Source organism: Streptomyces sp. Root431 (genome assembly GCF_001426585.1).
Classification (GTDB): Bacteria; Actinomycetota; Actinomycetes; order Streptomycetales; family Streptomycetaceae; genus Streptomyces; species Streptomyces stackebrandtii.
Genome location: NZ_LMEI01000008.1, coordinates 176,172 through 202,199, shown reverse-complemented (window position 1 = coordinate 202,199; position 26,028 = coordinate 176,172). Strand labels below are relative to the sequence as shown.

Here is a 26,028-nt window from a genome sequence, read left to right as displayed (position 1 = left end):
CTTTCGCCGCCGCTACGCCTGTCGGCGGGCGGCGATCGCCTCGTACACCATGCCGACGAGCAGGTCGTCGGCGTCCCGGCGGCCGAACTCGGCGGCGGCGCGAGACATCTCGTACAAACGGTGCGGATCGGCCAGTACGGGCAGGACGTTGCCCTGCACCCACTGCGGCGTCAGCTCCGCGTCGTCGACGAGGAGTCCACCGCCGGCCTTGACCACCGGCTGGGCGTTGAGCCGCTGTTCGCCGTTGCCGATGGGCAGCGGGACGTACGCGGCCGGCAGCCCGACGGCGGAGAGCTCGGCGACGGTCATCGCGCCCGCGCGGCAGAGCATCATGTCGGCCGCGGCGTACGCGAGATCCATCCGGTCCACGTACGGTACCGGCACGTACGGCGGCATACCGGGCATGTTGTCGACGCGCGGCATTTCGTTCTTCGGGCCCACCGCGTGCAGGATCTGGATGCCCGAGCGCTGGAGCACCGGAGCGATCTGCTGGACGACCTCGTTGAGCCGCCGGGCGCCCTGCGAGCCGCCCGAGACGAGCAGCGTCGGCAGGTTCGGGTCGAGCCCGAAGGCGGCGCGCGCCTCGGGGCGCACCCGCGCCCGGTCGAGGGTCGCGATGGTGTGCCGCAGCGGGATGCCGATGTAGCGGGCGTTGCGGAGCTTGCTGTCCGGGGTGGCGACGGCCACCCCGGCCGCGTACCGCGAGCCGATCTTGTTGGCGAGGCCGGGCCGGGCGTTGGCCTCGTGGACCACGATCGGCACCCCGAGCCGCTTGGCCGCGAGATAGCCGGGCAGCGCCACGTAGCCGCCGAAGCCGACCACGCAGTCCGCCTTCGTGCGCTCCAGGATCTGCTCGGCGGCCTTGATGGTGCCGCGGAGCCGCCCGGGGACGGTGATCAGCTCGGGGGTGGGCTTACGGGGCAGCGGTACGGCGGGGATGAGCGCCAACTCGTAGCCCCGCTCGGGCACGAGCCGGGTCTCCAGACCCTTTTCCGTGCCCAGCGCTGTGATCCCCACGCTGGGGTCCTGCCTGCGCAGGGCGTCCGCGAGGGCCAGCGCCGGCTCGATGTGGCCGGCGGTCCCCCCGCCGGCGAGTACGACATGCACCGAAATTCACCGCTCTCCGGACGGGCGCTTCTTGACGCGCCGTCGCATCGACTTCCATCTCACCCCGGCCCGCTTGCCCCAGCCGGGGCGGCGCATGGCCAGGGCCGCTTTCGCGGCGGGTTCCTGTCGCGCGAAGGCGATGAGGAGCCCGACGGCGAACATGGTCGGCAGCAGGGCCGACCCCCCGTACGAGAACAGCGGGAGCGGGACTCCGGCGATCGGCAGCAAGCCGAGCACCGCACCGATGTTGATCACGGCCTGCGCCGTGATCCAGGTGGTCACGCCTCCCGCGGCGTACCTCACGAAGGGGTCCTCCGTGCGTCCGGCCACGCGGATACCCGCATAGCCTAGAGCCGCGAACAGGGCGAGTACCGACAGCGTCCCCGCGAGGCCCAGTTCCTCACCGGTGACCGCGAAGATGAAGTCGGTGTGCGCTTCGGGGAGTTGACCCCATTTCTCCACACTGGCACCCAGTCCGGAACCGAACCATCCGCCCGAGGCCAGAGCATAGATTCCGTGCGCGGCCTGGAGGCACGGGGCTCCCTCGCCACCGGGGTCGGTCGCGCCGATGCAGTCGAAGCGCTTCATCCGGTTGTCACTCGTCTTGATCAGCAGCACGCCGATCGCGCCGGCGACGGAGAGCACTCCGACGAAGAGCCGGGTGGGCGCTCCGGCCGTCCACAGGAGACCGAAGAGGATCGCGGCGAGGATGATCGAGGTGCCCATGTCGCCGCCGAGCATGATCAGTCCGAGCAGCATGAAGGCGACGGGGACCAGCGGCACGAGCATGTGCTTCCACTGGGACAGCAGCCGCATGTCCTGCTTGCGCGCGAGCAGGTCGGCCCCCCACAGGATCAGCGCCAGCTTGCCGAACTCGCTGGGCTGGAGCTGGAAGGGGCCGCCGAGGGAGATCCAGTTCTGGTTGCCGTTGACCGAGTGCCCTATCCCGGGGATCTGCACGAGCACCATCAGGAAGACGGCGCCGACCAGGATCGGGTAGGCGAGCGCCCGGTGCAGCTTCACCGGCATGCGCGAGGCGGCCAGGAGCAGCCCGGTGCCGAGGAGTGCGGCGAAGAACTGCTTCCGGAAGAAGTAGGAGGGCACGAGGTCGTAGCGGAGCGCCGTGATCATCGAGGCGGAGAAGACCATCACCAGGCCGAGCATGGTGATGAGCAGGGCGGCGCCGATGATCACGTAGTACGCGGTGAGGGGTCTGTCCCAGGCCTTCAGCGCCCGCTCGTACAGCCGCCGTACGCCCCCGCCGCGAGGCCGCCGCGGGGTCGCTGGGGCCCGCCCTCCGCCGCGTACGGCGGAAGGCCGGCGTGTCCCGGCGATCTTGCTCGGCATGGTCGCTGCCCCCTCCAGTCGTGCCCGGTCCGGCCGGACCCTCCCACTGGTCAGGTCAGGCGTCCCCGGTGGTGGCGAGGGAGCGGACCGCGTCCGCGAAGGCCTCGCCCCGCTTGTTGTAGTTGGTGAACATGTCCATCGAGGCGCAGGCCGGGGCGAGGAGCACCGTGTCCCCCGGGCGGGCCAGCCGGGCCGCCTCCCGGACCGCCTCGGACATCGCCCCAGTGTCGGTCCGGTCGAGGTCCACCACCGGGACTTCCGGGGCGTGTCGCGCCAGGGCTTCGCGGATCAGCGCGCGGTCGGCGCCGATCAGGACGGCCCCGCGCAAGCGCTTCGCCGACTTCTGGACGAGCTCGTCGAAGGTCGCGCCCTTGGCGAGGCCGCCGGCGATCCAGACGATCGGGTCGTAGGCCGCCAACGAGGCTTCCGCGGCGTGGGTGTTGGTGGCCTTGGAGTCGTCGACGTACGTGACGCCCTCGATCTCCTCGACCAGTTCGATGCGGTGCGGGTCCGGCCGGAAGGCCTTGAGCCCGTCGCGTACGGCCTTCGCGTCGACGCCGAAGGCGCGGGCGAGGGCGGCGGCGGCGAGGGCGTTGGCGATGTTGTGCGGGGCCGGCGGCTGGACGTCGTCGACCTCGGCCAGCTCCTGCGCGTTCTTCTGCCGGTTCTCGACGAAGGCGCGGTCGACGAGGATGCCCTCGACGACGCCCAGTTCGGACGGGCCGGGGGTGCCGAGCGTGAAGCCGATGGCGCGGCAGCCCTCCTCGACGTCGGCCTCGACGACCAGGTCCTCGGTCGCCTTGTCGGCGACGTTGTAGACGCAGGCGACCTGGTTGCCCTCGTAGATCCGGCCCTTGTCGGCGGCGTACGCCTCCATCGAGCCGTGCCAGTCGAGGTGGTCGGGCGCCAGGTTGAGCACGGCGGCCGAGTGGACGCGGACGGACGGCGCCCAGTGGAGCTGGTAGCTGGAGAGCTCGACGGCGAGCACGTCGTACGGCTCGTCGCCGAGGACGGCGTCGAGGAGCGAGACCCCGATGTTGCCGACGGCGGCGGTCCGCAGACCGGCCGCCTCCAGGATCGAGGCGAGCATCCGCACGGTCGTGGTCTTGCCGTTGGTGCCGGTGACCGCGAGCCACGGAGCGGCGCCCGGCCCGCGGAGGCGCCAGGCCAGCTCGACGTCGCCCCAGACCTCGACGCCCGCCTCGGCGGCGGCCGCGAAGAGCGGCTTGTCGGGCCGCCAGCCGGGGGTGGTCACGATCAGCTCGGTGCCGGTCGGCAGGGTGGCCCCGTCGCCGAGGCGGACGGTGATGCCCTCCGCCTCCAGGTCGGCGGCCTGCGCCCGGGAGCGCTCGTCGTCGCCGTCGTTGACGACGGTCACGACCGCGCCCAGGCCGTGCAGGACGCGGGCGGCCGGAATGCCGGACACCCCGAGTCCCGCGACGGTGACCTTCTTGCCGTTCCAGTCGAGCTGTTCCGTCACTTCTCTGCTGCCCATCCCGCGTAGAAGAGGCCCAGGCCCACGATCACGCACATGCCCTGGATGATCCAGAACCGGACGACGACCAGGACCTCCGACCACCCCTTGAGTTCGAAGTGGTGCTGGAGCGGGGCCATCCGGAAGACGCGCTTGCCGGTCATCTTGAACGAGCCGACCTGGATGACCACGGACATCGTGATCAGCACGAACAGGCCGCCGAGCAGAGCCAGCAGGAGCTCCGTACGGGAGCAGATGGCGAGACCGGCCAGCGCGCCGCCGAGGGCCAGCGAGCCGGTGTCGCCCATGAAGATCTTGGCGGGCGAGGTGTTCCACCACAGGAAGCCGAAGCAGGCGCCCATCAGCGCGGAGGCGACGACCGCGAGGTCGAGCGGGTCGCGCACCTCGAAGCAGGCGTTGGGGTTGGTCAGCGTCACCGCGTTCGCACAGGACTCCTGGAACTGCCAGAGCCCGATGAAGGTGTACGCGCCGAAGACCATCACCGAGGCGCCGGTGGCCAGACCGTCCAGACCGTCCGTCAGGTTCACGCCGTTGGACATGGCCAGGATCATGAAGAGCGCCCAGATCACGAACAGGACCGGGCCGATGGACCAGCCGAAGTCCGTGATGAAGGAGAGCTTCTCGGAGGCGGGCGTGAGCCCGCGCAGGTCCGCGAACTGGAGCGACAGCACGGCGAAGGCGATGCCGACGATCAGCTGGCCGGCCATCTTCGCCTTGGCCCGCAGGCCCAGCGAACGCTGCTTGACGATCTTGATGTAGTCGTCGAGGAAGCCGACGAGGCCCATGCCGGCCATGAGGAACAGCACCAGGACGCCCGAGTACGTCGGGTCCTCACCGGTGATGACCTTGGCCAGGGCGTACGCGATGAGCGTGGCCAGGATGAAGGAGATGCCGCCCATGGTGGGCGTGCCCTTCTTCCCGGCGTGGCCGCGCGGGCCGTCGTCGCGGATGAACTGCCCGTATCCCTTGCGGGCGAGCAGCTTGATCAGCAGCGGGGTGCCGATCAGGGTCAGGAAGAGCCCGATGGCCCCCGCGAAGAGGATCTGCCTCATCGTCCGGCGACCTCACCCTCGGTGTCGAGGAGGGCCAGCGCGACCCGTTCGAGACCGACCGACCTGGAAGCCTTCACAAGGACGACATCCCCCGGGCGCAGCTCACTGCGCAACAGGTCGACAGCCGCCTGCGCGTCGGACACGTGCACCGACTCCTCACCCCACGAACCCTCGTTATATGCGCCCAGTTGCAGCCAGGACGCTTCCCTGTCCCCGACCGCGACGAGCTTGCTGACGTTGAGCCGGACGGCGAGCCGTCCGACCGCGTCGTGCTCGACGAGCGATGCGTCACCGAGCTCGGCCATCTTGCCGAGCACCGCCCACGTACGAGCCCCTCGGGCCTGTGCGGCCCGGCCCATGGACGCGAGCGCGCGCAGGGCGGCTCGCATGGACTCGGGGTTCGCGTTGTAGGCGTCGTTGACGATCGTCACGCCGTCCGGACGCTCGGTGACCTCCATGCGCCAGCGCGACAGGGTGCCGGCTTCGGAGAGCGCGGTGGCGATCTCTTCGACAGGCATGCCCAGCTCGTGCGCGACGGCGGCCGCGGCGAGCGCGTTCGACACGTGGTGCTCACCGTACAGGCGCAAGGTCACGTCGCTGCACCCGGTGGGTGTGTGAAGCCTGAAAGAAGGCTGTCCGTTCTCTGTGAGGAGGACGTTCTCGGCCCGTACGGCCGCTTCGTCCGCTTCGCCGAAGAGGATCACGCGGGCCTTGGTGCGGCTCTCCATCGCGCGGACGAGCGGGTCGTCGGCGTTGAGGACCGCGACCCCGCCCTCCTCGGCGGACGGCAGGGCCTCGACGAGCTCGCCCTTGGCCTCGGCGATCTGCTCCCGGCCGCCGAACTCGCCGATGTGGGCGGTGCCCACGTTGAGGACGAGGCCGATGCGGGGCGGGGTGAGGCCGGTGAGGTACCGGATGTGCCCGATGCCGCGGGCGCCCATCTCCAGGACCAGGTGCCGGGTCTCGTCGCTCGCGCGGAGCGCGGTGAGCGGCAGGCCGATCTCGTTGTTGAGGGAGCCCGGCGTCCACACGGTGGGCGCGTGCCGGTCGAGGACCTGGGCGATCAGGTCCTTCGTGGAGGTCTTGCCGGCGGAGCCGGTGAGGGCGACGACATCGGTGCCGAGCCGCTCGACGACCGCGCGGGCGAGGGCCCCCAGCGCGGCCTGCACGTCCTCCACGACGATCGCGGGGACGCCGACGGGACGGGCGGCGAGCACGGCCGCCGCGCCCGCCTCGACGGCGCGCTCCGCGTAGTCGTGGCCGTCGACGTGCTCACCGGCGAAGGCGACGAAGAGGCTGCCGGGCCGCACCTCGCGGGAGTCGATGACGACGGGCCCGGCGACCCGGGCGGCCTGATCCGGTATGTCGTGCGGCTGCCCGCCGACGATTTCGGCGATCTCGGCGAGGGAGAGGGCGATCACTGCTTCATCCCTGACTGTTCTGGTGGCTGTCTGTGTCCTTGGCGCCCCCTGGGGCGGCCAGGGCGTTCTGTTCGAGGATCGCGGCGCGCAGGACCTGGCGGTCGTCGAAGGGCCGTACGACCCCGGCGATCTCCTGGCCCTGCTCGTGGCCCTTGCCCGCGACCAGGACGGTGTCGCCCGGCTGCGCGCGGGCCACGGCCGCGGCGATGGCGGCGGCGCGGTCGGCGAGGACGAGGACCTCGCCGCGCTCCTGCGCGGGGACCTCCGCGGCGCCCGCGAGCATGGCGGAGAGGATCACGAGCGGATCCTCGGAGCGGGGGTTGTCGGAGGTCAGGACGGCGGTGTCGGCGAGCCTGGCCGTGGCGGCGCCCATCGGGCCGCGCTTGGTGGTGTCCCGGTCGCCGCCGCAGCCGATGACCACGTGCAGCCGGCCCTCGGTGACCTCGCGCAGGGAGCGCAGGACCGATTCGACGGCGTCCGTCTTGTGGGCGTAGTCGACGACCGCGAGGTACGGCTGGCCGGCCTCGACCCGCTCCAGGCGGCCGGGGACGCCGGGGACGGCGGCGATGCCGTCGGCGGCGCTCTTCGCCTCCAGACCGGCGGCGGCCAGGGTGGCGATCGCGGCGAGGGTGTTGGCGACGTTGAACGGGCCGGGCAGCGGGGCGGTGGCGGAGATCCGCTCGCCCTGCGGGCCGACGGCGGTGAACGTCGAGTCGTGGGAGCCGAGGACGAGGTCCTCCGCGCGCCAGTCGGCGTCCGCGCGGCCCTCGGCGGAGAAGGTGACGACCGGGACGGTCGCCTCCTTCGCGAGCCTGCGGCCGTACGCGTCGTCCGCGTTCACCACGCCGAGCCTGCTGCGCTCGGGCGTGAAGAGCGCGGCCTTGGCCCGGAAGTAGTCCTCCATGTCGGAGTGGAACTCCATGTGCTCCGGGCTGAGGTTGTTGAAGACGGCGACGTCGAAGACGCAGCCGTCGACCCGGCCGAGCACGAGGGCGTGGCTGGACACCTCCATGGCGACCGCTTCGACGCCCCGCTCGCGCATGACGGCGAAGAGCGCCTGGAGGTCGGTGGCCTCGGGGGTCGTGCGCTCCGACTTGATGCGCTCGTCGCCGATGCGCATCTCGACGGTGCCGACGAGGCCGGTGCTCCGCCCGGCGCCGCGCAGGCCGCCCTCGACCAGGTAGGCCGTGGTGGTCTTGCCGGAGGTGCCGGTGATGCCGATCTGGAGGAGGTCGGCGCCGGGCCGTCCGTAGATCTCGGCGGCGAGCTCGCCCATCCGGCCGCGCGGGTTCTCGACGACGAGGACCGGCAGGCCGGTCGCGGCGGCGCGCTCGGCGCCCGCCGGGTCGGTGAGGACCGCGGCCGCTCCCAGTCCGGCGGCCTGGGCGACGAAGTCGGCGCCGTGCGCGCGGGCGCCGGGCAGGGCGGCGTACACGTCCCCGGGGCGTACGGCCCGGGAGTCGTGCGTGATGCCCGTGATGTCGACGGGGCCGGCGCCGGGGGTGTCGACGCCCAGCTGTGCGGCCAGGTCGCCCAGGGGTGTCGGGCGGGCCTGCTCCGGCCGGGGCGGGGTGGTTCGGTACTGATCAGCGTGTGGCACGGCGGTGAGCGTACCGGGCGCACCCTGTGCGGGGCCAAAATCGCCCGGGGCGTCGCCGGAGTTCGATTTCCGGTTCCCGGAATGGTTGGTGATCGTTGTCACTGGTGCTCCCGGACTGTCACGGGGTGGGTTCGAAGGTGACCGGCAGGCGGGCGGGTTCGCTGCCCGTGGGGGCCGTGTGCAGGGTCTTGAGGGCGAACTCCATGACCTTCTTGTAGATGGGTCCGCAGATCTGGCCGCCGAAGTAGCTGCCCTTGGTGGGGTTCTGGATGGCGCAGTAGACGGTGACCTGGGGGTTGTCGGCGGGGGCAAACCCGGCGAAGGAGGCGGTGTAGCCCTTGTAGCGGCCCAGTTCGGGGTCGACCCGGTTGGCGGTGCCGGTCTTGCCGGCGACGCGGTAGCCGGGGATGGCGGCCCGGTTGCCGGTGCCCTCCCGGTCGTCGACGACGGACTCCAGCATCTTGGCGAGGGTGTCGGCGGTCTTCTCGCTGACGACCCGGCTCTCCTGGGGGGCGGGGGCCGGGCTGAAGCGGCCGTCGGGCCCCTTGGTGCCGCGGACGAGCGTCGGTTCGACGCGTACGCCTCCGTTGGCGATGGTCGAGTAGACCGAGGCGGCCTGCATGGCGCTGACGGAGAGGCCCTGGCCGAAGGGGATCGTGTACTGCTGCGAGGTGGACCAGTCCTCGGGCTTGGCGAGGATGCCCGGGGTCTCCCCCGGGAAGTCGAGGCCGGTGGGGCTGCCGATACCGAACTTGCGCAGGTAGGAGTGGAGCACCCGGTTGGACTCCGCCTGGGTGTCGCCGAGCTGGCCGGTGGCGAGGATCGTGCCGATGTTGCTGGACTTGGCGAGGACGCCGTTGAGGGTCAGGTACCAGGTCTTGTGGTCGACGTCGTCCTTGAAGAGCCGGTCGCCGCGGTGGAGCCGGTTGGGGACGGTGACGTGGGTCCCGGGGGTCGCCTTGCCCTCCTCCAGGACGGCGGCCATGGACATGACCTTGCTGGTCGAGCCGGGCTCGTAGGCGTCCTGGAGGGCGGCGTTGCCCATGGAGGCGGCGTTGGCGGCGGAGAGGTCGTTGGGGTCGAAGCCGGGGGCGTTGGCCATGGCGAGGACCTCGCCGGTCCTCGTGTCCTGCACGACGACGTACCCGCGGTCGGCCTTGGACTTCTTCACCTGCTCGGTGATGGCCTGCTGGGCGGCCCACTGGATGTCCCGGTCGATGGTGAGCTCGATGTCGGAGCCGGGGACGGCGGGGGTGCCCTGGGAGCCCGCGGTGGGCACCTGGCGGCCGCCGGACTCGGTGAAGCGGATCTTGCCGTCCTTGCCGGCGAGCTCCGGGTCGAGCATGGACTCCACGCCGCCGGCTCCCTTGCCCTCGGCGTTGACGTAGCCCAGTATCCCGGCGGCGAGCTCGCCGTTCGGGTAGACGCGCTTGGTGCTGGGCTCGCTGAGGACGCCGCCGAGCAGGTTCACGCCGGTGCCGCCGGTGGCGCGGGACTTCTCCCCGTAGACCTTCTTGAGGTCCTTGATCTGGTTCCACACCTGGGGGGTCTGCTTGCGCGCGAGCAGGGTGTAGCGGGACTTGGGGGTACGGAGCTTCTTCGCGAGCTCGGCGGGGTCCTTGTCCAGGATCGGGGCGAGGAGGGCCGCGGCCTGCTCGGGCGCGTCGGGGAGCTTGGACTCCTCGGGCGTGAAGAGCTTGGGGTCGGCGGTGATGTCGTACGCGTCGACGGAGGCGGCGAGCGCGATGCCGTTGCGGTCGGTGATCTCGCCCCGCTCGGCGGAGAGCGTGTGGTCCTGGAAGCGGTACCTGTCGGCCTTGGCGGCGTACGCGCTGGCGTCGACGGCCTGGACCTGGAGCAGCCGGACGACGAAGACGAGCATGACGAGGGTCAGGCCGAGGGAGATCAGCCGGAGCCGGGGCCGGGGGCTGCCGAGCCGGATGGTGCGGGGCCGGCGGGCCGGGGGCCGGGGGCCGGGGCGCTTCGCGGCGGGGCGCGGTGCGGGGCGCGAGGCGGGCCGGGACGGGCGGGCTCCGGCGGAGGCGGGCCGGGGGCGGGTGGGCCGGGCGGGCCCGGGGACGCGGCGGCGGGGGGGCTCCTTGGAGGGCACTGCTCGGTCACCTGCCGGAGGTCGTGGGGGCGGTTGCGGGCGCGGACACCGGGGGCGCGGCCGGGGGCGCCGTCCGGACCTGGCCGGTGCCGGTGTTCGGCGGGGTCGTCTGCGGGGCCTTGGCGCTCGGGGTGGGCGTCGGGGTCGGGTCCGGCTTCGGGGCGACCGCCACCGAGGGATCTCCGAGCACCTTGCCGTCGGGCCCGAGGAAGGCGGGGCTGCCGCCGGGGACCATGCCGAGCTCGCGGGCCCGCCGCTCCAGGGCGTCGGGGGCCGCGTAGTCGTCCACGTCCCGCTGGAGCGCCTGCTCCTCGTCGGTGAGCTCGGTGGTCCTGTCCTTGAGCTCGCGCAGCTTGAAGGAGCCCTGGTTGAGGGCCGAGTTCAGCAGGAGCAGGGCGATGAGCCCGCCGCCGAGGAGCACGAAGACGAGCAGGACGAAGGGGGTACGGGCGGCCGAGCTGGGCCCCGACGGCATGAGCCGTCCGAGCCGCGCGGCCCGCCCTTTGAGGGGCCCCTTCGCCGTGCTCACAGCACGTCCTCCCGGATGCGCTGCGCGCCGCGGAGCCGGGCGGGCGCGGCGCGCCGGTTCTCGGCGACCTCTTCCTCGGTGGGCAGCTCGGCGCCCCGGGTGAGCAGCTGGAGGCGCGGCTGGTACTTCTCCGGGACCACCGGGAGTCCGGGCGGCGCGGTGGTCGCGGCGCCGGCCGCGAAGACCTGCTTGACGATGCGGTCCTCCAGCGACTGGTAGGACAGGACGGCGACCCGGCCGCCGACGGCGAGGGCCTTCACGGCCGCCGGGATCGCCTTCTCGACGCTGTCGAGCTCTCGGTTGACCTCGATGCGCAGGGCCTGGAAGGTCCGCTTGGCCGGGTTGCCGCCGGTGCGCTTGGCCGCCTGGGGCAGGGCGTCGCGGATGAGTTCGACGAGCCGGGCGCTGTTGGTGAAGGGCTCCTTGTCGCGCTCGCGCACGATCGCGGAGACGATCCGCTTGGCCTGCTTCTCCTCGCCGTACGCGCGCAGGATGCGGACCAGCTCGCCGGGCGCGTAGGTGTTGAGGACCTCGGCGGCGCTGATGCCGGTCGTCTGGTCCATGCGCATGTCGAGCGGGGCGTCCTGCGCGTAGGCGAAGCCGCGGTCGGCCTCGTCCAACTGCATGGAGGAGACGCCCAGGTCGAAGAGGACGCCGTCCACCTTGGGGATGCCGAGCCGGTCGAGGACCTCGGGCAGCTCGTCGTAGACGGCGTGGACGAGGGTGGCGCGCTCGCCGAAGGGGGCGAGGCGCTCGCCGGAGAGGCGCAGGGCCTCCTTGTCCCGGTCGAGGGCGACGAGCCGCACCTCGGGGAAGCGCTGGAGGAGGGCCTCGCTGTGGCCGCCGAGGCCCAGGGTGCAGTCGACGACGACCGCGCCGGGGCGCTCCAGTGCGGGGGCCAACATGTCCAGGCACCGCTGGAGCATCACCGGGACGTGTCGGTCGTTGCTCAATGCGCCCTCTCAGATCCGGCGCGGTGGTACGTACCGCCGGGCTCCCGCCCCGCACCGGCCGCCGCGCGAGCGGAGCGGGCCGCGTCGTAGGTACCGCCGCACACACGGGGGAGAAACCGCGGAAATCGCTCGATGTCTCCGTGAACTTCGCGTCACTTTAGTCCACGGGACCCGCCGGTCAATCAACCGGCTGGCGCGTCGCACGGAGCCGGCGGACCCGTGCGACATTCCGGACGGGTCACTCGTTCGGGGCCAGGCTTCCGACACCTGTGGGTTAGCTCACAACAAGGCTCATTGACGTTCTTTGTCCGCTCTCACAGCAGGCCCGGAGGCCTTGTGCCCGTTAACGTCGGAACCATGTCGACATCCGCGCACCCCTCTGCCGACGCCATACGCATCGCCGGCACGGTCACCGACCGTCTCGTCGAGGCGAACGAGCGCTACGCCGCTGACTTCACCGACCCCGGAATGGACGCGCGGCCCGTGCTGCGCGTCGCCGTCGTCGCCTGTATGGACGCCCGTCTCGACCTGCACGCAGCCCTGGGTCTCGAACTCGGCGACTGTCACACCATCCGCAACGCGGGCGGTGTCGTCACCGACGACGTGATCCGGTCCCTCACGATCAGCCAGCGTGCCCTCGGCACGCGCAGCGTCATGCTGGTCCACCACACGAACTGCGGCCTCGAATCGCTCACCGAGGACTTCCGGCACGAGCTGGAGGACGAGGTCGGGCAGCGGCCGGCCTGGGCCGTCGAGGCCTTCCGTGACGTGGACCAGGACGTCCGGCAGTCGATGCAGAGGGTGCGGACCTCCCCGTTCCTGTTGCACTCCGACGACGTACGGGGCTTCGTCTTCGACGTCACGAGCGGTCTGCTGCGCGAGATCGACCCGGCGGAGTCCGCCCCGATCGACCCGGCGTAACGGGTCAAACCCCGGCATCTCCCCCGCACTTGTCCACAGGCGAGTGACACGACACGGCCCCGGCAACAAGAATGTCCGGGTGACACCCCCCGAAACATTTTCCCGGGGGCAGGTGTCCCTGTTCCGGAAGGCCGAGGAGGGCCGGGTGACGACCTATGACGATCGAGCGAGCCTCACTGATCTGACCACGACCGCGGAGCGAGTCCGCAGGTCGGTGGAGAGTGTGATCGAGGGCAAGCCCGAGGTCGTACGGCTTTCTCTGACCGTGCTGCTCGCCGAGGGACACCTCCTCATCGAGGATGTCCCCGGCGTCGGCAAGACCATGCTCGCCAAGACGCTGGCGCGGTCCATCGACTGCTCGGTGCGCCGCATCCAGTTCACCCCCGACCTGCTGCCCTCGGACGTCACAGGCGTGTCGATCTTCGACCAGCAGCGTCGGGAGTTCGAGTTCAAGCCGGGCGCGATCTTCGCCCAGATCGTGATCGGCGACGAGATCAACCGCGCGTCGCCGAAGACCCAGTCCGCGCTCCTGGAGTCCATGGAGGAGCGCCAGGTCACCGTCGACGGCCAGACGTACGAGCTGCCCAGCCCGTTCATGGTCGTGGCGACGCAGAACCCGGTCGAGATGGAGGGCACCTACCCGCTGCCCGAGGCCCAGCGCGACCGCTTCATGGCCAAGGTCTCCATCGGCTACCCGAGCGCCGAGGCCGAGCTCGAGATGCTCGACGTGCACGGCTCGGTCTCCCCGCTGGACGACCTCCAGCCGGTCGCCCACGCCCACGACGTCATGAAGCTGATCGAGGCGGTCCGCGCGGTCCACGTCGCCGACGCCGTCCGCCGGTACGCGGTCGACATCGTCGCCGCCACCCGCACCCACGCCGACCTGCGGCTCGGCGCCTCCCCCCGGGCCACGCTCCACCTGCTGCGGGCCGCCAAGGCCTCCGCGGCGCTCAGCGGCCGCGAGTACGTCCTGCCGGACGACCTCCAGGCCCTCGCCGTGCCCGTCCTCGCCCACCGGCTGCTGCCGACGGCGCAGGCCCAGCTGAACCGGCGCACCGCCGAGCAGGTCGTCCAGGACATCCTCCAGCGCACCCCCGTCCCGGCCGCGGCCCCGCCCGCCGGCCCGCTCTACGGCCAGCAGCAGCCCGGCGCCCGGCGGCTGTGATGGGAGCCGCTGCCGTACGGGACGGGCAGCGGGGCGACGACGACCGGGGCGGGCTGCGGGCCGCCTTCGGCGGTCTCACCACCCGCGGCCGGTCCTTCCTCGCCGCCGGGGTGGCCGCCGCCGTCTGCGCGTACGTCCTCGGCCAGGCGGATCTGCTGCGCGTCGGGCTGCTCCTCGCCGCCCTGCCGCTGATCTGCGTCCTCGTGCTGCACCGCACGCGCTACCGGGTCGCCGCCTCCCGCCGCCTCACCCCGCAGCGGGTGGAGGCGGGCTCCGAGGCCCGGGTCCAGCTCCGGATGGAGAACGTCTCCAAGCTCCCCACCGGGCTGCTCATGCTCCAGGACCACGTGCCGTACATGCTGGGACCCCGCCCGCGCTTCGTCCTCGACCGGGTCGAGGCGGGCGGCCGGCGCGAGGTGTCCTACCGGGTCCGCTCCGACCTGCGCGGACGCTTCCCGCTCGGCCCGCTCCAGCTCCGGCTCAACGACCCCTTCGGGATGTGCGAGCTGACCCGCTCCTTCAGCGCGTACGACACGCTCACCGTCATCCCGCGCACGGAGGCGCTGCCCGCGGTGAAGCTCGCCGGCGAGGCCGCGGGGTACGGCGACGGGCATCAGCGCTCCCTCGCGCTCGCGGGCGACGACGACGTCATCCCCCGCACCTACCGGCACGGCGACGACCTGCGCCGGGTGCACTGGCGCTCCACCGCCCGCTACGGCGAGCTGATGGTCCGGCGCGAGGAGCAGCCGCAGCGGGCCCGCTGCACCGTCCTCCTCGACACCCGACAGGTCGCCTTCCAGGGCACGGGTCCCGACTCGGCCTTCGAGTGGGCGGTCTCCGGCGCGGCCTCCGCCCTGGTGCACATGCTGGAGCGCGGCTACGCGGTCCGGCTGCTCACCGACACCGGCAGCGCGGTGCCCGGCGACGGCTCCGACGGCTTCGCCGGTTCGGCGCAGGACTCGGCCGAGACGGCCGGACTGATGATGGACACCCTCGCGATCGTCGACCACTCCCAAGGGGCCGGGCTCTCCCGCGCCTCCGACGTGCTGCGCGGCGGGAACGAAGGACTGCTCATCGCCTTCCTCGGCGACCTCGACGAGGAGCAGGCGGCCCTGGCCGCCCGGATGCGCGGGCGGACCGGCGCTGCCGTCGCCTTCGTCCTGGACTCGGGCACCTGGCTGACCGGCGGCGCGGTCGGCGGGGCGGTCGAGAAGCGCGTACGGCAGCTGCGCGAGGCGGGCTGGACGGCGCTGGCCGTGCCGCCCGGGGCGCGGCTCGCCGACCTGTGGCAGCAGGCGGCAGGAGCCCGTGCGGAATCCGGCGCCGACACCTACGGAGGTTGGTCATGAGCGGCCGCGCACGGCTGACCCTCGCCTCCTGGGGCGCCACCCTGATGGCGGCCGGGGCGCTGCTCCCGCTGGTGAAGCCGGCGACCTGGATCTTCACGGCGGCCTTCGTCCTCGCCCTGGTGAGCGGCGTGGGCACGCTGGCCCGCCGGGTGCCGCTGGCCCGGCCGCTGACCCTGCTCGCGCAGGTGGCCGCCGTCCTGCTCGCGCTGACCCTGTTCTTCGCCCGTGAGCAGGCGATCCTCTGGCTGATCCCCGGCCCGGAGGCCCTCACGCACTCCGCGGACCTGTTCCGGGCGGGCGCCGAGGACGTCGGCCGGTACGCGATCCCGGCGCCGGACACGGAGGGCATCCGGCTGATGCTCGTCGGCGGCGTCGTCGCGATCGGGCTCCTCGTGGACGCCCTCGCGGTCACCTTCCGCAGGGCGGCCCCGGCCGGTCTTCCGCTGCTCGCGCTGTACTCGGTGGCCGCCGGGCTCTCCGGTGGCGGCGCGGGCTGGCTCTGGTTCCTCCTCGCGGCCTCCGGCTATCTGCTGCTGCTCCTCGCGGAGGGCCGCGACCGGCTCTCCCAGTGGGGGCGGGTCTTCGGCGGCGCCCAGCGTTCGGGCCGGCCGGGCTCCACGGTCGCGAGCGGCGGTCCCGCCTTCGCCCCGGCCCGCACCGGCCGCCGGATCGGCGCCGTCGCGATGGGCGTCGCCATGGTGGTGCCGCTCGCGCTGCCGGGTCTCTCCGGCGGTCTGTTCGGCGGCGGCAGCGGCGAGGGGACCGGGGGCAGGGGCCCGGGCGGCACGATCACCGCCGTGAACCCGCTGGTCTCCCTCCAGGACAATCTGCGCCAGCCCGACGATCGGGAGGTCCTCCGCTACCGGACCAACGCCCGCGACACGAGCAATCTGTACCTGCGGCTCGTCGCCCTGGACCAGTTCGACGGCGCCTCCTGGAAGTCCTCGGTCCGCCCGATCGAGGACGTGCCGAAGCAGCTGCCGTGGCCCGAGGGCCTCGGCCAGGACGTCAAGGTCACCGAGGTGACCAGCAACTTCGTCGCCTCCGAGGCGTACGAGCAGCGGTGGCTGCCCATGCCGTACCCGGCCGGGCGGGTCGACATCGACGGCAAGTGGCGTTACGAACCGGCCGGCCGGATGCTCGTCGGCGACGACAAGCAGACCACCAGCGGCGTCCGCTACCAGGTCTCCAGCCTGGACGTGCTGCCCACGGCCGGGCAGCTGGCCGCGGCCGGGCAGGCCCCGGCGAAGCTGCGCGCCGAGTACACGAAGGTCCCCGCGTCCCTCCCCGCCGACGTGCGGGAGGCGGCCCGCGAGGTCACCAAGGGCGCGCGCAACGACTACGAGAGGGCGGTGAAGCTCCAGGACTGGTTCGCCAAGGACGGGGGCTTCCGCTACGACGTCGAGGTGACCTCCGGCACCGGGGTGCAGGCGATCTCCCGCTTCCTGAAGGACAAGGAGGGCTTCTGCGTCCACTTCTCCTTCTCCATGGCGGCGATGGCCCGCTCGCTCGGCATCCCCGCGCGGGTGGCGGTCGGCTTCATGCCGGGCACGACCCAGACGGACGGCTCCGTCTCGGTGGGCATCCGGGACGCGCACGCCTGGCCCGAGCTGTATTTCGACGGGGCGGGCTGGATGCGCTTCGAGCCGACGCCCTCGCGGGGCTCCACCCCGGTGTACACCTGGCAGGACAAGCCCTCGGGCGAGGCCACCGGTCCCGCGCAGCCCCAGCAGAGCGCTTCCGCCCAGCCGTCCGCCGCGCCGAGCGCCTCGGAGAGCTGCACGCCGCAGATGCGCAGGCTCGGTGACTGCGGTCCGGACACCGCCGTGGGCGGCGACTTCTCGGACGGTTCCGGTGTGGATCCGCTGAAGGTGGCGCTGATCTCCCTGGGGGCGCTCGTGGTGCTCGCCCTGCCGTTCGTCCCGATGCTCTGGCGGACCCGCGTGCGGGCCCGGCGGCTCGGTCCCGGCGGCGGTCGCGGCCCGGAGGACCTGGCGGCGCGGACGCTCGCGGTCTGGCAGGAGATCACCGACACGGCCTGGGACTACGGGGTCGAGCCGGACGAGTCGATGACGCCGCGGAAGACGGCGGCGCGAATCGTCCGACTGGGTGAGCTGACGGGCGAACCGGCGGACGCGGTCCACCGCACGGCCCGCGCGGTGGAGGAAGTTCTGTACGCGCCCCGGCCCGTGCCCGCCGCGGGTCTCGCCGAGGAGGCCGCCCGGATCAGGGCCGGTTTCCACGCGAGCGCCGACCGCACGGCACGCCTCCGGGCCCGGTTCGCCCCGCGCTCGGCGGTCCGCCTGCGCTGGGAGGCCTCGGCGCGCTGGTCGTCCGTGGCGACGGCGTGGTCGCTGCGACGGCACGCGCTGCTCACCCGGGGGGCGTCCCTCTTCCGCCGCACACCCCGCGAAGCGGGATGACGACCGGGAAGGGGTGGGGCCGCCGACAGCGGCCCCACCCCGGACTCGGCTCAGAGAGGCCACAACACGACAGAGCCCCGCAGGGCGCCGCACCGTGAGGCGCGGGCCCTGCGGGGCTCGGTCGTTGTAAGGGTGCGGGTCCACCGCTCAGGGGGCCGTCAGTGGCCGCCGCCCTGCTGTTCGTCGCGGCGGCGCTGCCACCGCTCCTCGATCCGGTTCATGGTGGAGCGTCGCTGCCGGGTCTGGCGGCCGCCGGCCGCCGTCCCACCCCTGGCCTGCTGCTCGCCCGGCTTGGGCGCCTTGCGCCATCCGGTGACCGCCAGGACCGCGCAGCCCAGCATGACGAGGAATCCCACCACGCTGATCCAGATCTGCTGTGCGACCATTCCGGCCATGAGGAGCGCGATACCCACCAGGAAGCCGGCGACTGCCTGGTAAACCCGTCGCCGGGTGTACGTACGCAGTCCGCTTCCCTCGAGCGCTGTCGCGAACTTGGGATCTTCGGCGTACAGCGCTCGCTCCATCTGCTCGAGCATTCGCTGCTCGTGCTCCGAGAGCGGCACGGAGTCCTCCTAGTCGTCGGTCGCGGGGGCGACCGGTTTGCGGCCCTTTCAGGATAGGCAGGGAATCGCCCCCGTGAAACCCGCCCACAATGCCGAAAAGCCAATCCGGGCCGCCATGCGGATCGGTTGCTGAGGCGTTGATTCCCCAGCGCCATCTCCGTCATGCCGGATGGTGTCCCCCGATCATACGGGGCGGAACCCCACATCGGGCGGGCTGTGGCGTACTCCATCGACGCCCGCTGCCCGCACCGCCGAACGGGTGCCGGTGGCTGTCAGGCCCGCTTCTCGCCGAGAACGTGCAGCTGGGTGGCGATGGCGTGGAAGGAGGGCAGCTCCGCGGCCGCGGCCTCCAGCTTGAGAAGTGCCTCCGCCGCGCCCGGTTCGGTGTCCACGAGGACGCCCGGAACCAGGTCGGCGAAAACCCGGACGCCGTGCACGGCGCCGATCTCGAGTCCGGCCGCGGCGGTCAGCTCGGCGAGCTGCTCGGCGGTGAAGCGCCGGGGTACGGGGTCGCCCGCGCCCCAGCGCCCGTCGGGGTCGGTGAGCGCGTGCCGCGCCTCGGTGAAGTGCCCGGCGAGCGCGCGGGCCAGCACGGCGCCGCCGAGGCCGGCGGCGAGCAGGCTGAGGCTGCCGCCGGGGCGGAGCGCGGCGACCGCGTTCCGCACGCCTTCGGCGGGGTCGTCGACGTACTCCAGGACGCCGTGGCAGAGCACGGCGTCGTATCCCTCGCGCTCGACGACGTCGAAGAGACCCCGGATGTCTCCCTGGACACCGGTGACCCGGTCGGCGACCTCGGCCTCGGCGGCCCGGCGCTCCAGCGCGAAGAGCGCGTTGGGGCTGGGGTCGACGACGGTGACGCGGTGGCCGAGGCGGGCCACCGGCACGGCGAAGTTCCCGGAGCCGCCGCCCGTGTCGAGGACATCGAGGCTGTCCTTCCCGATGGCCTTGGCCCGGCGGTCGAGGGCGTCCTTGAGGACATCCCAGACGACGGCGGTACGCAGGGAGGCGCGCGACGGTCGCGACGACGCCTCTCGACCGAAGACAGGGGAAGGGTCCGGCACGGCTGTTGACTCCTCGGTGACGGGTACGGACGCTCCCCACCCTATGGCCTCGGACCTGCGTTTCGGATCATCCGTCGGCCGGTCCGGCCCCCGGCTGGCGGGGCAGCACCGGCTGGAGGGCGAGCAGCCGCTCGACCAGGCGCAGGAAGAGGGCGGCGTCCCTGAGGAGGTCGTCGGCCTCGCGGCGGCTGGCCGCGCTCGTGATGCCGGCCTCGGCGCGGGCCCTGCGCTGGGCGCCGGAGGCGAAGAGGGCGCTCCACTCGGTCAGCTCGGGCGCGAGCTGGGGCAGCAGCTCCCAGGCGCTCCTTATCCGCTGCCGGTGGCGGGGAGCGGTCTCGGGCCTGGCCCGGGCGGCGAGCACGGCGGCGGCGGCCCGCAGGGCGGCGAGGTGGGCCGTGGCGTACCGCTCGTGGGGCCGGTCGAGCGCGGCGGCCTCGACGAGTCCGGTGCGGGCCTTGGCGAGGAGGTCGAGGGCGGCGGGCGGGGCGGTGGCGCGGCGCGGGACGGGGTGGACGTCGGAAGCGGGTCCGGACGGGGCGGGGGTGGCGGGGCCACCGGGGCGGGGGCGGGGCGCGGCTGCTGCGGAAGGGCTGGCCATGACGTGCCTCCTGTCGTCGCGTGACGGCTCCGTGGCCGTATGTGTCCATCGTGCAGGGCGCCACTGACAACGGCGCTGACCTGGGCTTTTGCCTGATCGACTACCCCGGGGTAACTTTTGCACTGACCAGTCAGTTCAAAAATGGGGAAGTGGGGGTGGGCCCATGGGAGCGGAGGCAGCGGAGCAGCCGCACGGCGCCGCCGTCGTCGCGGACGGCTTCGGATTGAAGGGGCCGCGCGGCTGGGCCTTCCGGAAGGTCTCCTTCCGGGCTGAGCCGGGCGCACTGGTGGCGATCGAGGGTCCGTCCGGCTCCGGCCGTACGTGCCTCCTGCTCGCCCTCACGGGCCGCATGAAGGCCACGGAGGGACACGCCGAGGTCGGCGGGGTGGGACTCCCCCGCAAGCTGGGCGCGGTGCGCCGGTTCAGCGCGCTCGGCCAGGTGCCCGGCGTGAGCGAGCTGGACCCCGCCTTCACGGTCGCCGAGCACCTGCGCGAGCGGGCCCTGCTCCAGCGCCGCTTCGACGGTTCCTTCCGGGCGTTCCTGCGGCGCCCCGCCGAGCGGGCGGCCGAGGCCAGGGCCCGGATCGACGAGGCCGTCGCGGCCGCCGGTCTCGACCTCGCCGCCCTGCCGAAGGGCGAGCGGACCTCCGTACGGGATCTGGAGCGGCTCGAAGCGCTGCGGCTCTCCATCGCCCTGGCCCTGATCGGCCGGCCCCGGCTGCTCGGCCTCGACGACACGGACCTGAAGCTCTCGGACGCCGACCGTGCCGAGGTCTGGGCGCTGCTGCGCTCGGTGGCCGCGGCCGGGACGACCGTCCTCGCCGTCTGTGCCGAGGCCCCGGCGGACGCCCGGCGGATCACGACGGTCACCGACGAGGCGACGGCGGAGCAGGACGAGCCGGCGGAGCAGGACGAGGCCGTGGAGCCGGAGCAGGCCGTAAAGCCGGAGCACGATCCCGAGCAGCCGGAGCCCGAAGCGACGAAGCCCGCCGCCGAAAGCACCACAGCCACCACAGCCACCACCACCGAAGACGCAACCCAGGACGACACCGAGGAGGGGGCGGCCGATGCGCTCGCCGAAACTGGCCGCGCTTGAGCTGAAGCGCTTCGGCAGGGGGAAGCTGCCGCGCGCCGCGCTCGTCGCGATCCTGCTGCTGCCGCTGCTCTACGGCGCGCTGTACCTGTACTCGTTCTGGGACCCGTACAGCCGGCTCGACAAGATCCCCGTCGCCCTCGTCAACGAGGACCGGGGCGCCACCGCCGACGGCAAGCAGATCAACGCCGGTGACGACATCACCGAGGGGCTCCTGGAGAGCAACACCTTCGCGTGGCACCGGGTGAGCGACGCCGAGGCCCGCAAGGGCGTCGAGGACGGGACGTACTACCTGTCCCTGACCATGCCCGGCGACTTCAGCTCGCGGATCGCCTCCAGCTCCGGGGACGCCCCCGAGACCGGTGCGCTCCGGGTCCGGACGAACGACGCCAACAACTACATCGTCGGCCAGATCTCCCGCACGGTCTTCTCCGAGGTCCGCACGGCGGCCTCAACGAAGTCCTCGCGCACCTTCCTCGACAAGATCTTCATCTCCTTCTCCGACATCCACGAGGCGACCGCGAAGGCCGCCAAGGGCGCGGACGACCTCAAGGACGGTGTGGACAAGGCGAAGAAGGGCTCCAAGGACCTGGCCAACGGCCTCAAGGACGCCAAGCAGGGCAGCGGCGACCTGGCCGCCGGCCTGAAGAAGCTCGACAAGGGCGCCCGTGACCTGGAGAGCGGCTCCCGCAAGGTCGCGAAGGGCACGCAGGAGCTCGCCGACAAGGTGAACGGCACCGCCGACAAGGTCCGCCCGTACCTGGCGAACAACGGCACGTCGATCCGCGACAGCGCCAAGCTCGCCTCGGACTCCATCGTGGCCGTCCGCAACAACCTCGACGACCTCGTCAAGCGCGCCCCCGTGGTCCGCGCCGGCGCGCACGCGGCCGACGACGGCCTCGCCGCCCTCCACCGCGAGGAGTGCGAGAAGAACCCGGAGCCCGACGCCCGGGTGTGCGGGGTCCTCAAGAAGGCCACGGAATCCGCCGACGACGTGGCCACCATCGCCGACGACGTGCACGTCCTGACCAAGGACAGCACCGGCGACCTCAAGGCCCTGGACGCGCGGCTCGCCAAGCTCAAGACGCAGGCCGACGAGCTGGCCGTCCGCGCCCCGCACCTCGACGAGGACGTCGAGGGCGCCATCAAGAAGATCAACGACCTCAACGCGGGCGCCAGGAAGGTCGCCGAGGGCGCGGACCGGCTGCACACCGGCATCAGCAGCGCCAAGACCGGGTCGGCCGACCTCGACACCGGCGTCGGCAAGCTCAAGAAGGGCGCGGGCGAGCTCGACGGCGGTCTGTTCAAGCTGGCCGACGGCTCCGGCGCGCTGGCCGTCGGGCTGCACGACGGGGTCAAGCAGATCCCCGACTACGACGAGCAGGACCGCGACCGGCGTACGGAGGTCATGGCCGACCCGGTGCAGCTGGCCTCGCAGTCGCTGCACAAGGCGCCGAACTACGGCACCGGCTTCGCCCCGTACTTCATCCCGCTCTCGCTCTGGGTCGGCGCCATGGTCGCGTACATGATCATCCAGCCGCTGAACCGCCGCGCCCTCGCCGCCGGTGGCTCCGCCTGGCGGATCGCCCTCGCGGGCTGGCTCCCGGTGGCGGCGATCGGCATCCTCCAGGTCGGGGCCCTCATGTCGGTCCTGCACTGGGGCCTCGGCCTCCAGATGACGAGGGCCGCCGGCACGGTCGGCTTCCTCGCCCTGGTCACCTGCTGCTTCGCCGCGATCATCCAGTGGCTCAACGCCCGCTTCGGCGCGGCCGGCCGGATCCTCGTGCTCGCGGTGCTGATGCTCCAGCTGACCTCGGCGGGCGGCACGTACCCCGTCCAGACCAGCCCGGGCTTCTTCAACGCGATCCACCCGTTCCTGCCCATGACGTACGTGGTCGAGGCGCTCCGCCGGCTGATCACGGGCGGCGGGATCGAACCGGTGTGGCAGGCCTGCGTGGTGCTGACCGCGTTCACCCTGGGCGCCCTGGCCCTGACCGCCGTCTCCGCCCGCAAGCGTCAGGTCTGGACGCTCGACCGGCTCCACCCCGAGCTGACCCTGTGAGACAGGGCCGGTGACACCCGCGACACCTGTGAGAATCGACCCCATGGACAGCAGCAGCACCCGACGCCAGGCCACGCGCGCGAAGCTCTACGAGGCGGCCGTCACCCTCATCGCGGAGCAGGGCTTCTCCGCGACGACGGTGGACGAGATCGCCGAGCGGGCCGGCGTGGCCAAGGGCACGGTCTACTACAACTTCAAGAGCAAGACCGAGCTCTTCGAGGAGCTGCTGCGGCACGGGGTCTCGCTGCTCACCGCCTCGCTGCGGACGGCGGCGGAGGAGACCGACGCCCGCGGCGGGAGCCGGGTCGACGCGCTGGACGCGATGATCCGGGCGGGGCTCGTCTTCATCGACCGCTACCCGGCCTTCACCCAGCTGTACGTGGCCGAGCTCTGGCGCACCAACCGGGCGTGGAACTCGACGCTCCTGGTGGTCCGTCAGGAGGCCGTCGCGGTGGTCGAGGGGGTCCTGCGGGAGGCCGTCGCGGGCGGCGAGCTGAGCGAGGACATCGACGTCCAGCTCACGGCGGCGGCGCTGGTCGGCATGGTGCTCGTGGCGGCGCTCGACTGGCAGGCCTTCCAGAGCGAGCGTTCGCTCGACGACGTGCACGCGGCGCTCTCGCGCCTGCTGCACGGCCGGGTCGGCGGCCGGTAGGTCCGAACAGGCCTCGGCAGGCCCGAACAGGCCCTGGCGGGCCCGGTTCCGGAAGGCCGCCTGCCAGGCCCGGTCGGCACCGGCCCGCGACACGCCCGAACCACCCTCCCCACCACGCGAAGAGGCCGGTGCGGCGAGGCTCGATCCCCCCGAGCCTCGCCGCACCGGCTTCCTTCTTCGCGTGCACCCCCGTGCACCCCCGTGGCACATCCCCCGTACCCCGGAGTCGGCAGGCGCGCGGCCCCGTTCCGCAGCCCCGTGCCGGCGGTGCCGGAGCCGCGCCCCTTCCGTGGTCACCACTCTGTCGTCCCGGCGGGCCTCGGCCCATCCGCACACCTACTCATCTCGGCCTCTAGGTACGGATACTCAGTCCGGTTACGATCGCGGGCGTGTCGGTACTTCCCCTGGTGTTCACCAGCGGCTGGGCGAGCGGGATCAACGCGTACGCGGTGGTCCTGCTGTTCGGCATCTTCGGCGCGGCCGGGCTGACCGACGAGGTGCCCGAGTCCTTGCAGCGCACCGATGTCCTCGTCGTCGCGGGCGTGCTGTTCCTGTGCGAGGCGGTGGCGGACAAGATTCCGTACGTCGACTCGGCCTGGGACTCCGTCCACACCGTGATCCGGCCGATCGCGGGGGCCGTGGTCGCCGCCCTCCTCGCCGGCCAGAACGGCTCGCTGCCGGAGCTCGCGGCGGGCGCGGTCGGCGGCACGACGGCCCTGCTGAGCCACTTCGTCAAGGCCGGTACGAGGATGGCGGTCAACACCACGCCGGAGCCGTTCTCGAACGTCGCGCTGAGCCTGGCGGAGGACCTCGGGGTGGCCGGGATCGTCACCTTCGCGATCTTCAACCCCGTGGCGGCGTCGATCATCGCGGCCGTACTGCTCGCCCTCGGCCTGGCCATACTGTTCTTCCTCGCCCAGCGGATCCGCCGCTTCCTGCGCCGCAGGTCCCAGCGGCGCGAGGAGATCCACCTCGCGACCGCGGAGAGACGGGCCAGGTACCAGCCGCCACCGGACGAGTCCGACCACTTCTGAGCGGTGTCCGACCTGCCGGATAAGGTCGCTGGCATGGCACGGATTGTGGTGATCGGCGCGGGACTCGGCGCCATGGCGGCGGCGGCCCGACTGGCCGTGGCGGGCCACCGGGTGACGGTGTACGAGCGGACGGCGACCTACGGCGGGGCGGTCGGCCGCTTCGCGCGCGAGGGCTTCGCCTTCGACACCGGCCCGGGGCTGCTGCATCTGCCCGCCGTCTACCGGGACCTGTTCGTGAAGACGGGCAAGGAGCCCCTGGAGGAGTGCGTCGCGCTGAGCCAGGTCGATCCGGCGAGCCGTCACGTCTTCGCCGACGGCACGCGCGTCGACCTGCCGAACGCCTCCCGGGCCGGCACGGTCTCCGCCCTGGACGCGGCGCTCGGCGCGGGCGCGGGCGCGCGCTGGGGCGACTTCCTGGTGCGGGCCCGCGAGGCCTGGGACCGGACCCGGCGCCCGCTCCTGGAGGAGCCGCAGCCCGCCGACCCGGCGCCGCTGGCCCGGGAGCCGTACCCGGCGCTCAAGGCCGGCCTGCTCCGGCGCCCGACGACGACGCTCGCCCAGGTCGGGGCGCGGGAGCTGGCCGATCCCCGGCTCGCCGCCCTCCTCGACGCGTACGCCTGGTCGTACGGCTTCGACCCGGCGACCGCCCCGGCCGCGGCCGCCGTCCTGCCGTACATGGAGCAGACCTTCGGGAGTTGGTACGTGGGCGGGGGCCTGCGGGCGCTCGCCGACGCGGTCCACGAGCGGTGCCGGAAGCGGCGCGTGGAGTTCGTCTTCGACACGGCGGTCGAGGACGTCCTGGAGAAGGACGGCCGGGCGGTCGGCGTCCGGCTGGCCGGGGGCGAGACGGTCGAGGCGGACCACGTGGTCTCCGGCGCCCCGGTGCCCGCGCTCTACGACGAGCACGTCGTGGAGTGGGGCGACGGCGACGACCGGCCGCACTACCAGACGACCCGGACGAGCCGGGTGACGGTCTGTCTGGCCCTGCGCGGGCCCCGGGAGTCGGCGGCGGTCCACCGCACGCTCGTGCACGCGGCCGGCGAGCGGCCGACCGTGACGGTGCTGCGGCCGGACGACCCGGCGCTGCGGCCCGACGCGGAGCACGAGTCGGTGACGGTCACGGCGACAGTCCGCACGTCCCCGGAGGGGGCAGGGCAGGACTGGGAGGCCTTCGCCGACCGGATGGTCGAGGCGGCCGCGGAGGCGGTGCCGGGGCTGCGGGAGCGGCTGCTGTGGCGGCACGTCCGCACGCCGGAGGACGTACGACGGGACACGGGGTCGGCCGAGGTGCCGGGGCCCGCGCTCGCCGGCGCGCGCGGCCTGCTGCTTCCGGCCGCCAACCGCTCCCCGCTGCCGGGGCTCTGGTTCGCGGGCGGCTGGTCCCACCCGGGCGGCGGGCTCGCCCACGCGGGCATGTCGGGCGCGCTGGTGGCGGGCCTGATCGTGGAGGGCGCGGACTTCCGCGGCTCGCAGTAGCGGACCGGCGGGGCCGC

The 26,028-nt window shown here is 72.8% G+C and carries 21 protein-coding genes; 9 read left to right on the top strand and 12 right to left on the bottom strand.

The annotated features are described in order from the left end of the window. Positions 1–12: 12 nt before the first annotated feature. The 9 genes from murG to rsmH all read right to left on the bottom strand — a co-directional run bounded on the left by murG (position 13) and on the right by rsmH (position 11,614). A complete protein-coding gene (murG, locus tag ASC82_RS12015; RefSeq protein ID WP_024757246.1) occupies positions 13–1,107 on the bottom strand; it encodes an undecaprenyldiphospho-muramoylpentapeptide beta-N-acetylglucosaminyltransferase in 1,095 nt (364 codons plus the stop codon). Positions 1,108–1,113: 6 nt separating this feature from the next. Continuing rightward, positions 1,114–2,454 carry a putative lipid II flippase FtsW gene (gene ftsW, locus ASC82_RS12010; RefSeq protein ID WP_024757247.1) on the bottom strand — a complete coding sequence of 447 codons (1,341 nt, stop codon included), beginning with the start codon at positions 2,452–2,454 and terminating at the stop codon, positions 1,114–1,116. A gap of 55 nt (positions 2,455–2,509) precedes the next feature. Then, entirely contained in the window at positions 2,510–3,949 is a 1,440-nt protein-coding gene (murD, locus tag ASC82_RS12005) for a UDP-N-acetylmuramoyl-L-alanine--D-glutamate ligase (RefSeq protein WP_056645625.1), read from the bottom strand. Next, positions 3,931–5,001 (bottom strand): phospho-N-acetylmuramoyl-pentapeptide-transferase, encoded by a 1,071-nt coding sequence (mraY, locus tag ASC82_RS12000; RefSeq protein WP_056645622.1) that lies wholly within the window; start codon positions 4,999–5,001, stop codon positions 3,931–3,933. Before mraY ends, murD begins: the two co-directional genes overlap by 19 nt. After that, positions 4,998–6,422, bottom strand: a complete 1,425-nt coding sequence (gene murF / locus ASC82_RS11995; RefSeq protein ID WP_056645618.1) for a UDP-N-acetylmuramoyl-tripeptide--D-alanyl-D-alanine ligase — start codon at positions 6,420–6,422, stop codon at positions 4,998–5,000. Before murF ends, mraY begins: the two co-directional genes overlap by 4 nt. A gap of 4 nt (positions 6,423–6,426) precedes the next feature. Next, positions 6,427–8,022, bottom strand: a complete 1,596-nt coding sequence (locus tag ASC82_RS11990; RefSeq protein ID WP_056645615.1) for a UDP-N-acetylmuramoyl-L-alanyl-D-glutamate--2,6-diaminopimelate ligase — start codon at positions 8,020–8,022, stop codon at positions 6,427–6,429. A 118-nt stretch (positions 8,023–8,140) separates the two neighbouring features. Continuing rightward, positions 8,141–10,132, bottom strand: coding sequence for a penicillin-binding protein 2 (locus tag ASC82_RS11985; RefSeq protein ID WP_056645612.1), 1,992 nt, complete (start codon positions 10,130–10,132; stop codon positions 8,141–8,143). A gap of 7 nt (positions 10,133–10,139) precedes the next feature. Next, complete coding sequence (locus ASC82_RS11980) at positions 10,140–10,661, bottom strand: hypothetical protein (protein WP_056645609.1); 522 nt, start codon at positions 10,659–10,661, stop codon at positions 10,140–10,142. Continuing rightward, entirely contained in the window at positions 10,658–11,614 is a 957-nt protein-coding gene (rsmH, locus tag ASC82_RS11975) for a 16S rRNA (cytosine(1402)-N(4))-methyltransferase RsmH (RefSeq protein WP_079039212.1), read from the bottom strand. The genes ASC82_RS11980 and rsmH overlap by 4 nt, the downstream gene beginning before the upstream one ends. Positions 11,615–11,971: 357 nt before the next feature. Between rsmH and ASC82_RS11970 the strand changes: the two genes are divergently transcribed. The 4 genes from ASC82_RS11970 (at position 11,972) to ASC82_RS11955 (ending at position 17,472) form a co-directional block, all read left to right on the top strand. Continuing rightward, positions 11,972–12,535, top strand: a complete 564-nt coding sequence (locus tag ASC82_RS11970; RefSeq protein ID WP_056645603.1) for a carbonic anhydrase — start codon at positions 11,972–11,974, stop codon at positions 12,533–12,535. A gap of 145 nt (positions 12,536–12,680) precedes the next feature. Beyond that, a complete protein-coding gene (locus ASC82_RS11965; protein WP_056646356.1) occupies positions 12,681–13,700 on the top strand; it encodes a MoxR family ATPase in 1,020 nt (339 codons plus the stop codon). After that, positions 13,700–15,049 carry a DUF58 domain-containing protein gene (locus tag ASC82_RS11960; protein ID WP_056645600.1) on the top strand — a complete coding sequence of 450 codons (1,350 nt, stop codon included), beginning with the start codon at positions 13,700–13,702 and terminating at the stop codon, positions 15,047–15,049. Before ASC82_RS11965 ends, ASC82_RS11960 begins: the two co-directional genes overlap by 1 nt. Beyond that, a complete protein-coding gene (locus tag ASC82_RS11955; protein WP_056645597.1) occupies positions 15,046–17,472 on the top strand; it encodes a DUF3488 and transglutaminase-like domain-containing protein in 2,427 nt (808 codons plus the stop codon). The genes ASC82_RS11960 and ASC82_RS11955 overlap by 4 nt, the downstream gene beginning before the upstream one ends. A 158-nt stretch (positions 17,473–17,630) precedes the next feature. Here ASC82_RS11955 and ASC82_RS11950 read toward each other — a convergent pair whose 3' ends face one another. The 3 genes from ASC82_RS11950 to ASC82_RS11940 form a co-directional block, all read right to left on the bottom strand. Further along, positions 17,631–18,035 (bottom strand): DUF3040 domain-containing protein, encoded by a 405-nt coding sequence (locus tag ASC82_RS11950; protein ID WP_056645593.1) that lies wholly within the window; start codon positions 18,033–18,035, stop codon positions 17,631–17,633. A 272-nt stretch (positions 18,036–18,307) separates the two neighbouring features. Then, positions 18,308–19,096 (bottom strand): methyltransferase, encoded by a 789-nt coding sequence (locus ASC82_RS11945; protein ID WP_056645591.1) that lies wholly within the window; start codon positions 19,094–19,096, stop codon positions 18,308–18,310. 67 nt (positions 19,097–19,163) lie between these two features. Beyond that, positions 19,164–19,694, bottom strand: a complete 531-nt coding sequence (locus ASC82_RS11940; RefSeq protein ID WP_024755564.1) for an SAV_6107 family HEPN domain-containing protein — start codon at positions 19,692–19,694, stop codon at positions 19,164–19,166. 163 nt (positions 19,695–19,857) lie between these two features. Between ASC82_RS11940 and ASC82_RS11935 the strand changes: the two genes are divergently transcribed. The 5 genes from ASC82_RS11935 to ASC82_RS11915 all read left to right on the top strand — a co-directional run bounded on the left by ASC82_RS11935 (position 19,858) and on the right by ASC82_RS11915 (position 26,011). Then, on the top strand, positions 19,858–20,790 hold the full coding sequence (locus tag ASC82_RS11935; protein ID WP_056645588.1) for an ATP-binding cassette domain-containing protein: 933 nt from the start codon (positions 19,858–19,860) through the stop codon (positions 20,788–20,790). Continuing rightward, the gene (locus tag ASC82_RS11930) at positions 20,762–22,849 is read left to right on the top strand and encodes a YhgE/Pip domain-containing protein (protein ID WP_056645585.1); all 2,088 of its coding nucleotides are present in this window, start codon (positions 20,762–20,764) and stop codon (positions 22,847–22,849) included. Before ASC82_RS11935 ends, ASC82_RS11930 begins: the two co-directional genes overlap by 29 nt. Before the next feature lie 43 nt (positions 22,850–22,892). Further along, positions 22,893–23,501 carry a TetR/AcrR family transcriptional regulator gene (locus tag ASC82_RS11925; protein WP_056645583.1) on the top strand — a complete coding sequence of 203 codons (609 nt, stop codon included), beginning with the start codon at positions 22,893–22,895 and terminating at the stop codon, positions 23,499–23,501. A 389-nt stretch (positions 23,502–23,890) separates the two neighbouring features. Further along, a complete protein-coding gene (locus ASC82_RS11920) occupies positions 23,891–24,535 on the top strand; it encodes a DUF4126 domain-containing protein (RefSeq protein ID WP_056645580.1) in 645 nt (214 codons plus the stop codon). 33 nt (positions 24,536–24,568) lie between these two features. Further along, positions 24,569–26,011, top strand: coding sequence for an NAD(P)/FAD-dependent oxidoreductase (locus ASC82_RS11915; protein ID WP_199862516.1), 1,443 nt, complete (start codon positions 24,569–24,571; stop codon positions 26,009–26,011). Positions 26,012–26,028 lie beyond the last annotated feature (17 nt).

Coding starts and splice junctions, on each gene's coding strand:
- ASC82_RS11925 (WP_056645583.1), top strand. CDS start 22,893: ATGGACAGCAGCAGCACCCGACGCCAGGCCACGCGCGCGAAGCTCTAC.
- ASC82_RS11970 (WP_056645603.1), top strand. CDS start 11,972: ATGTCGACATCCGCGCACCCCTCTGCCGACGCCATACGCATCGCCGGC.
- mraY (WP_056645622.1), bottom strand. CDS start 5,001: ATGAGGCAGATCCTCTTCGCGGGGGCCATCGGGCTCTTCCTGACCCTG.
- ASC82_RS11940 (WP_024755564.1), bottom strand. CDS start 19,694: ATGGCCAGCCCTTCCGCAGCAGCCGCGCCCCGCCCCCGCCCCGGTGGC.
- ASC82_RS11960 (WP_056645600.1), top strand. CDS start 13,700: ATGGGAGCCGCTGCCGTACGGGACGGGCAGCGGGGCGACGACGACCGG.
- ASC82_RS11915 (WP_199862516.1), top strand. CDS start 24,569: ATGGCACGGATTGTGGTGATCGGCGCGGGACTCGGCGCCATGGCGGCG.
- ASC82_RS11955 (WP_056645597.1), top strand. CDS start 15,046: ATGAGCGGCCGCGCACGGCTGACCCTCGCCTCCTGGGGCGCCACCCTG.
- ASC82_RS11930 (WP_056645585.1), top strand. CDS start 20,762: ATGCGCTCGCCGAAACTGGCCGCGCTTGAGCTGAAGCGCTTCGGCAGG.
- ASC82_RS11935 (WP_056645588.1), top strand. CDS start 19,858: ATGGGAGCGGAGGCAGCGGAGCAGCCGCACGGCGCCGCCGTCGTCGCG.
- murD (WP_056645625.1), bottom strand. CDS start 3,949: ATGGGCAGCAGAGAAGTGACGGAACAGCTCGACTGGAACGGCAAGAAG.
- ftsW (WP_024757247.1), bottom strand. CDS start 2,454: ATGCCGAGCAAGATCGCCGGGACACGCCGGCCTTCCGCCGTACGCGGC.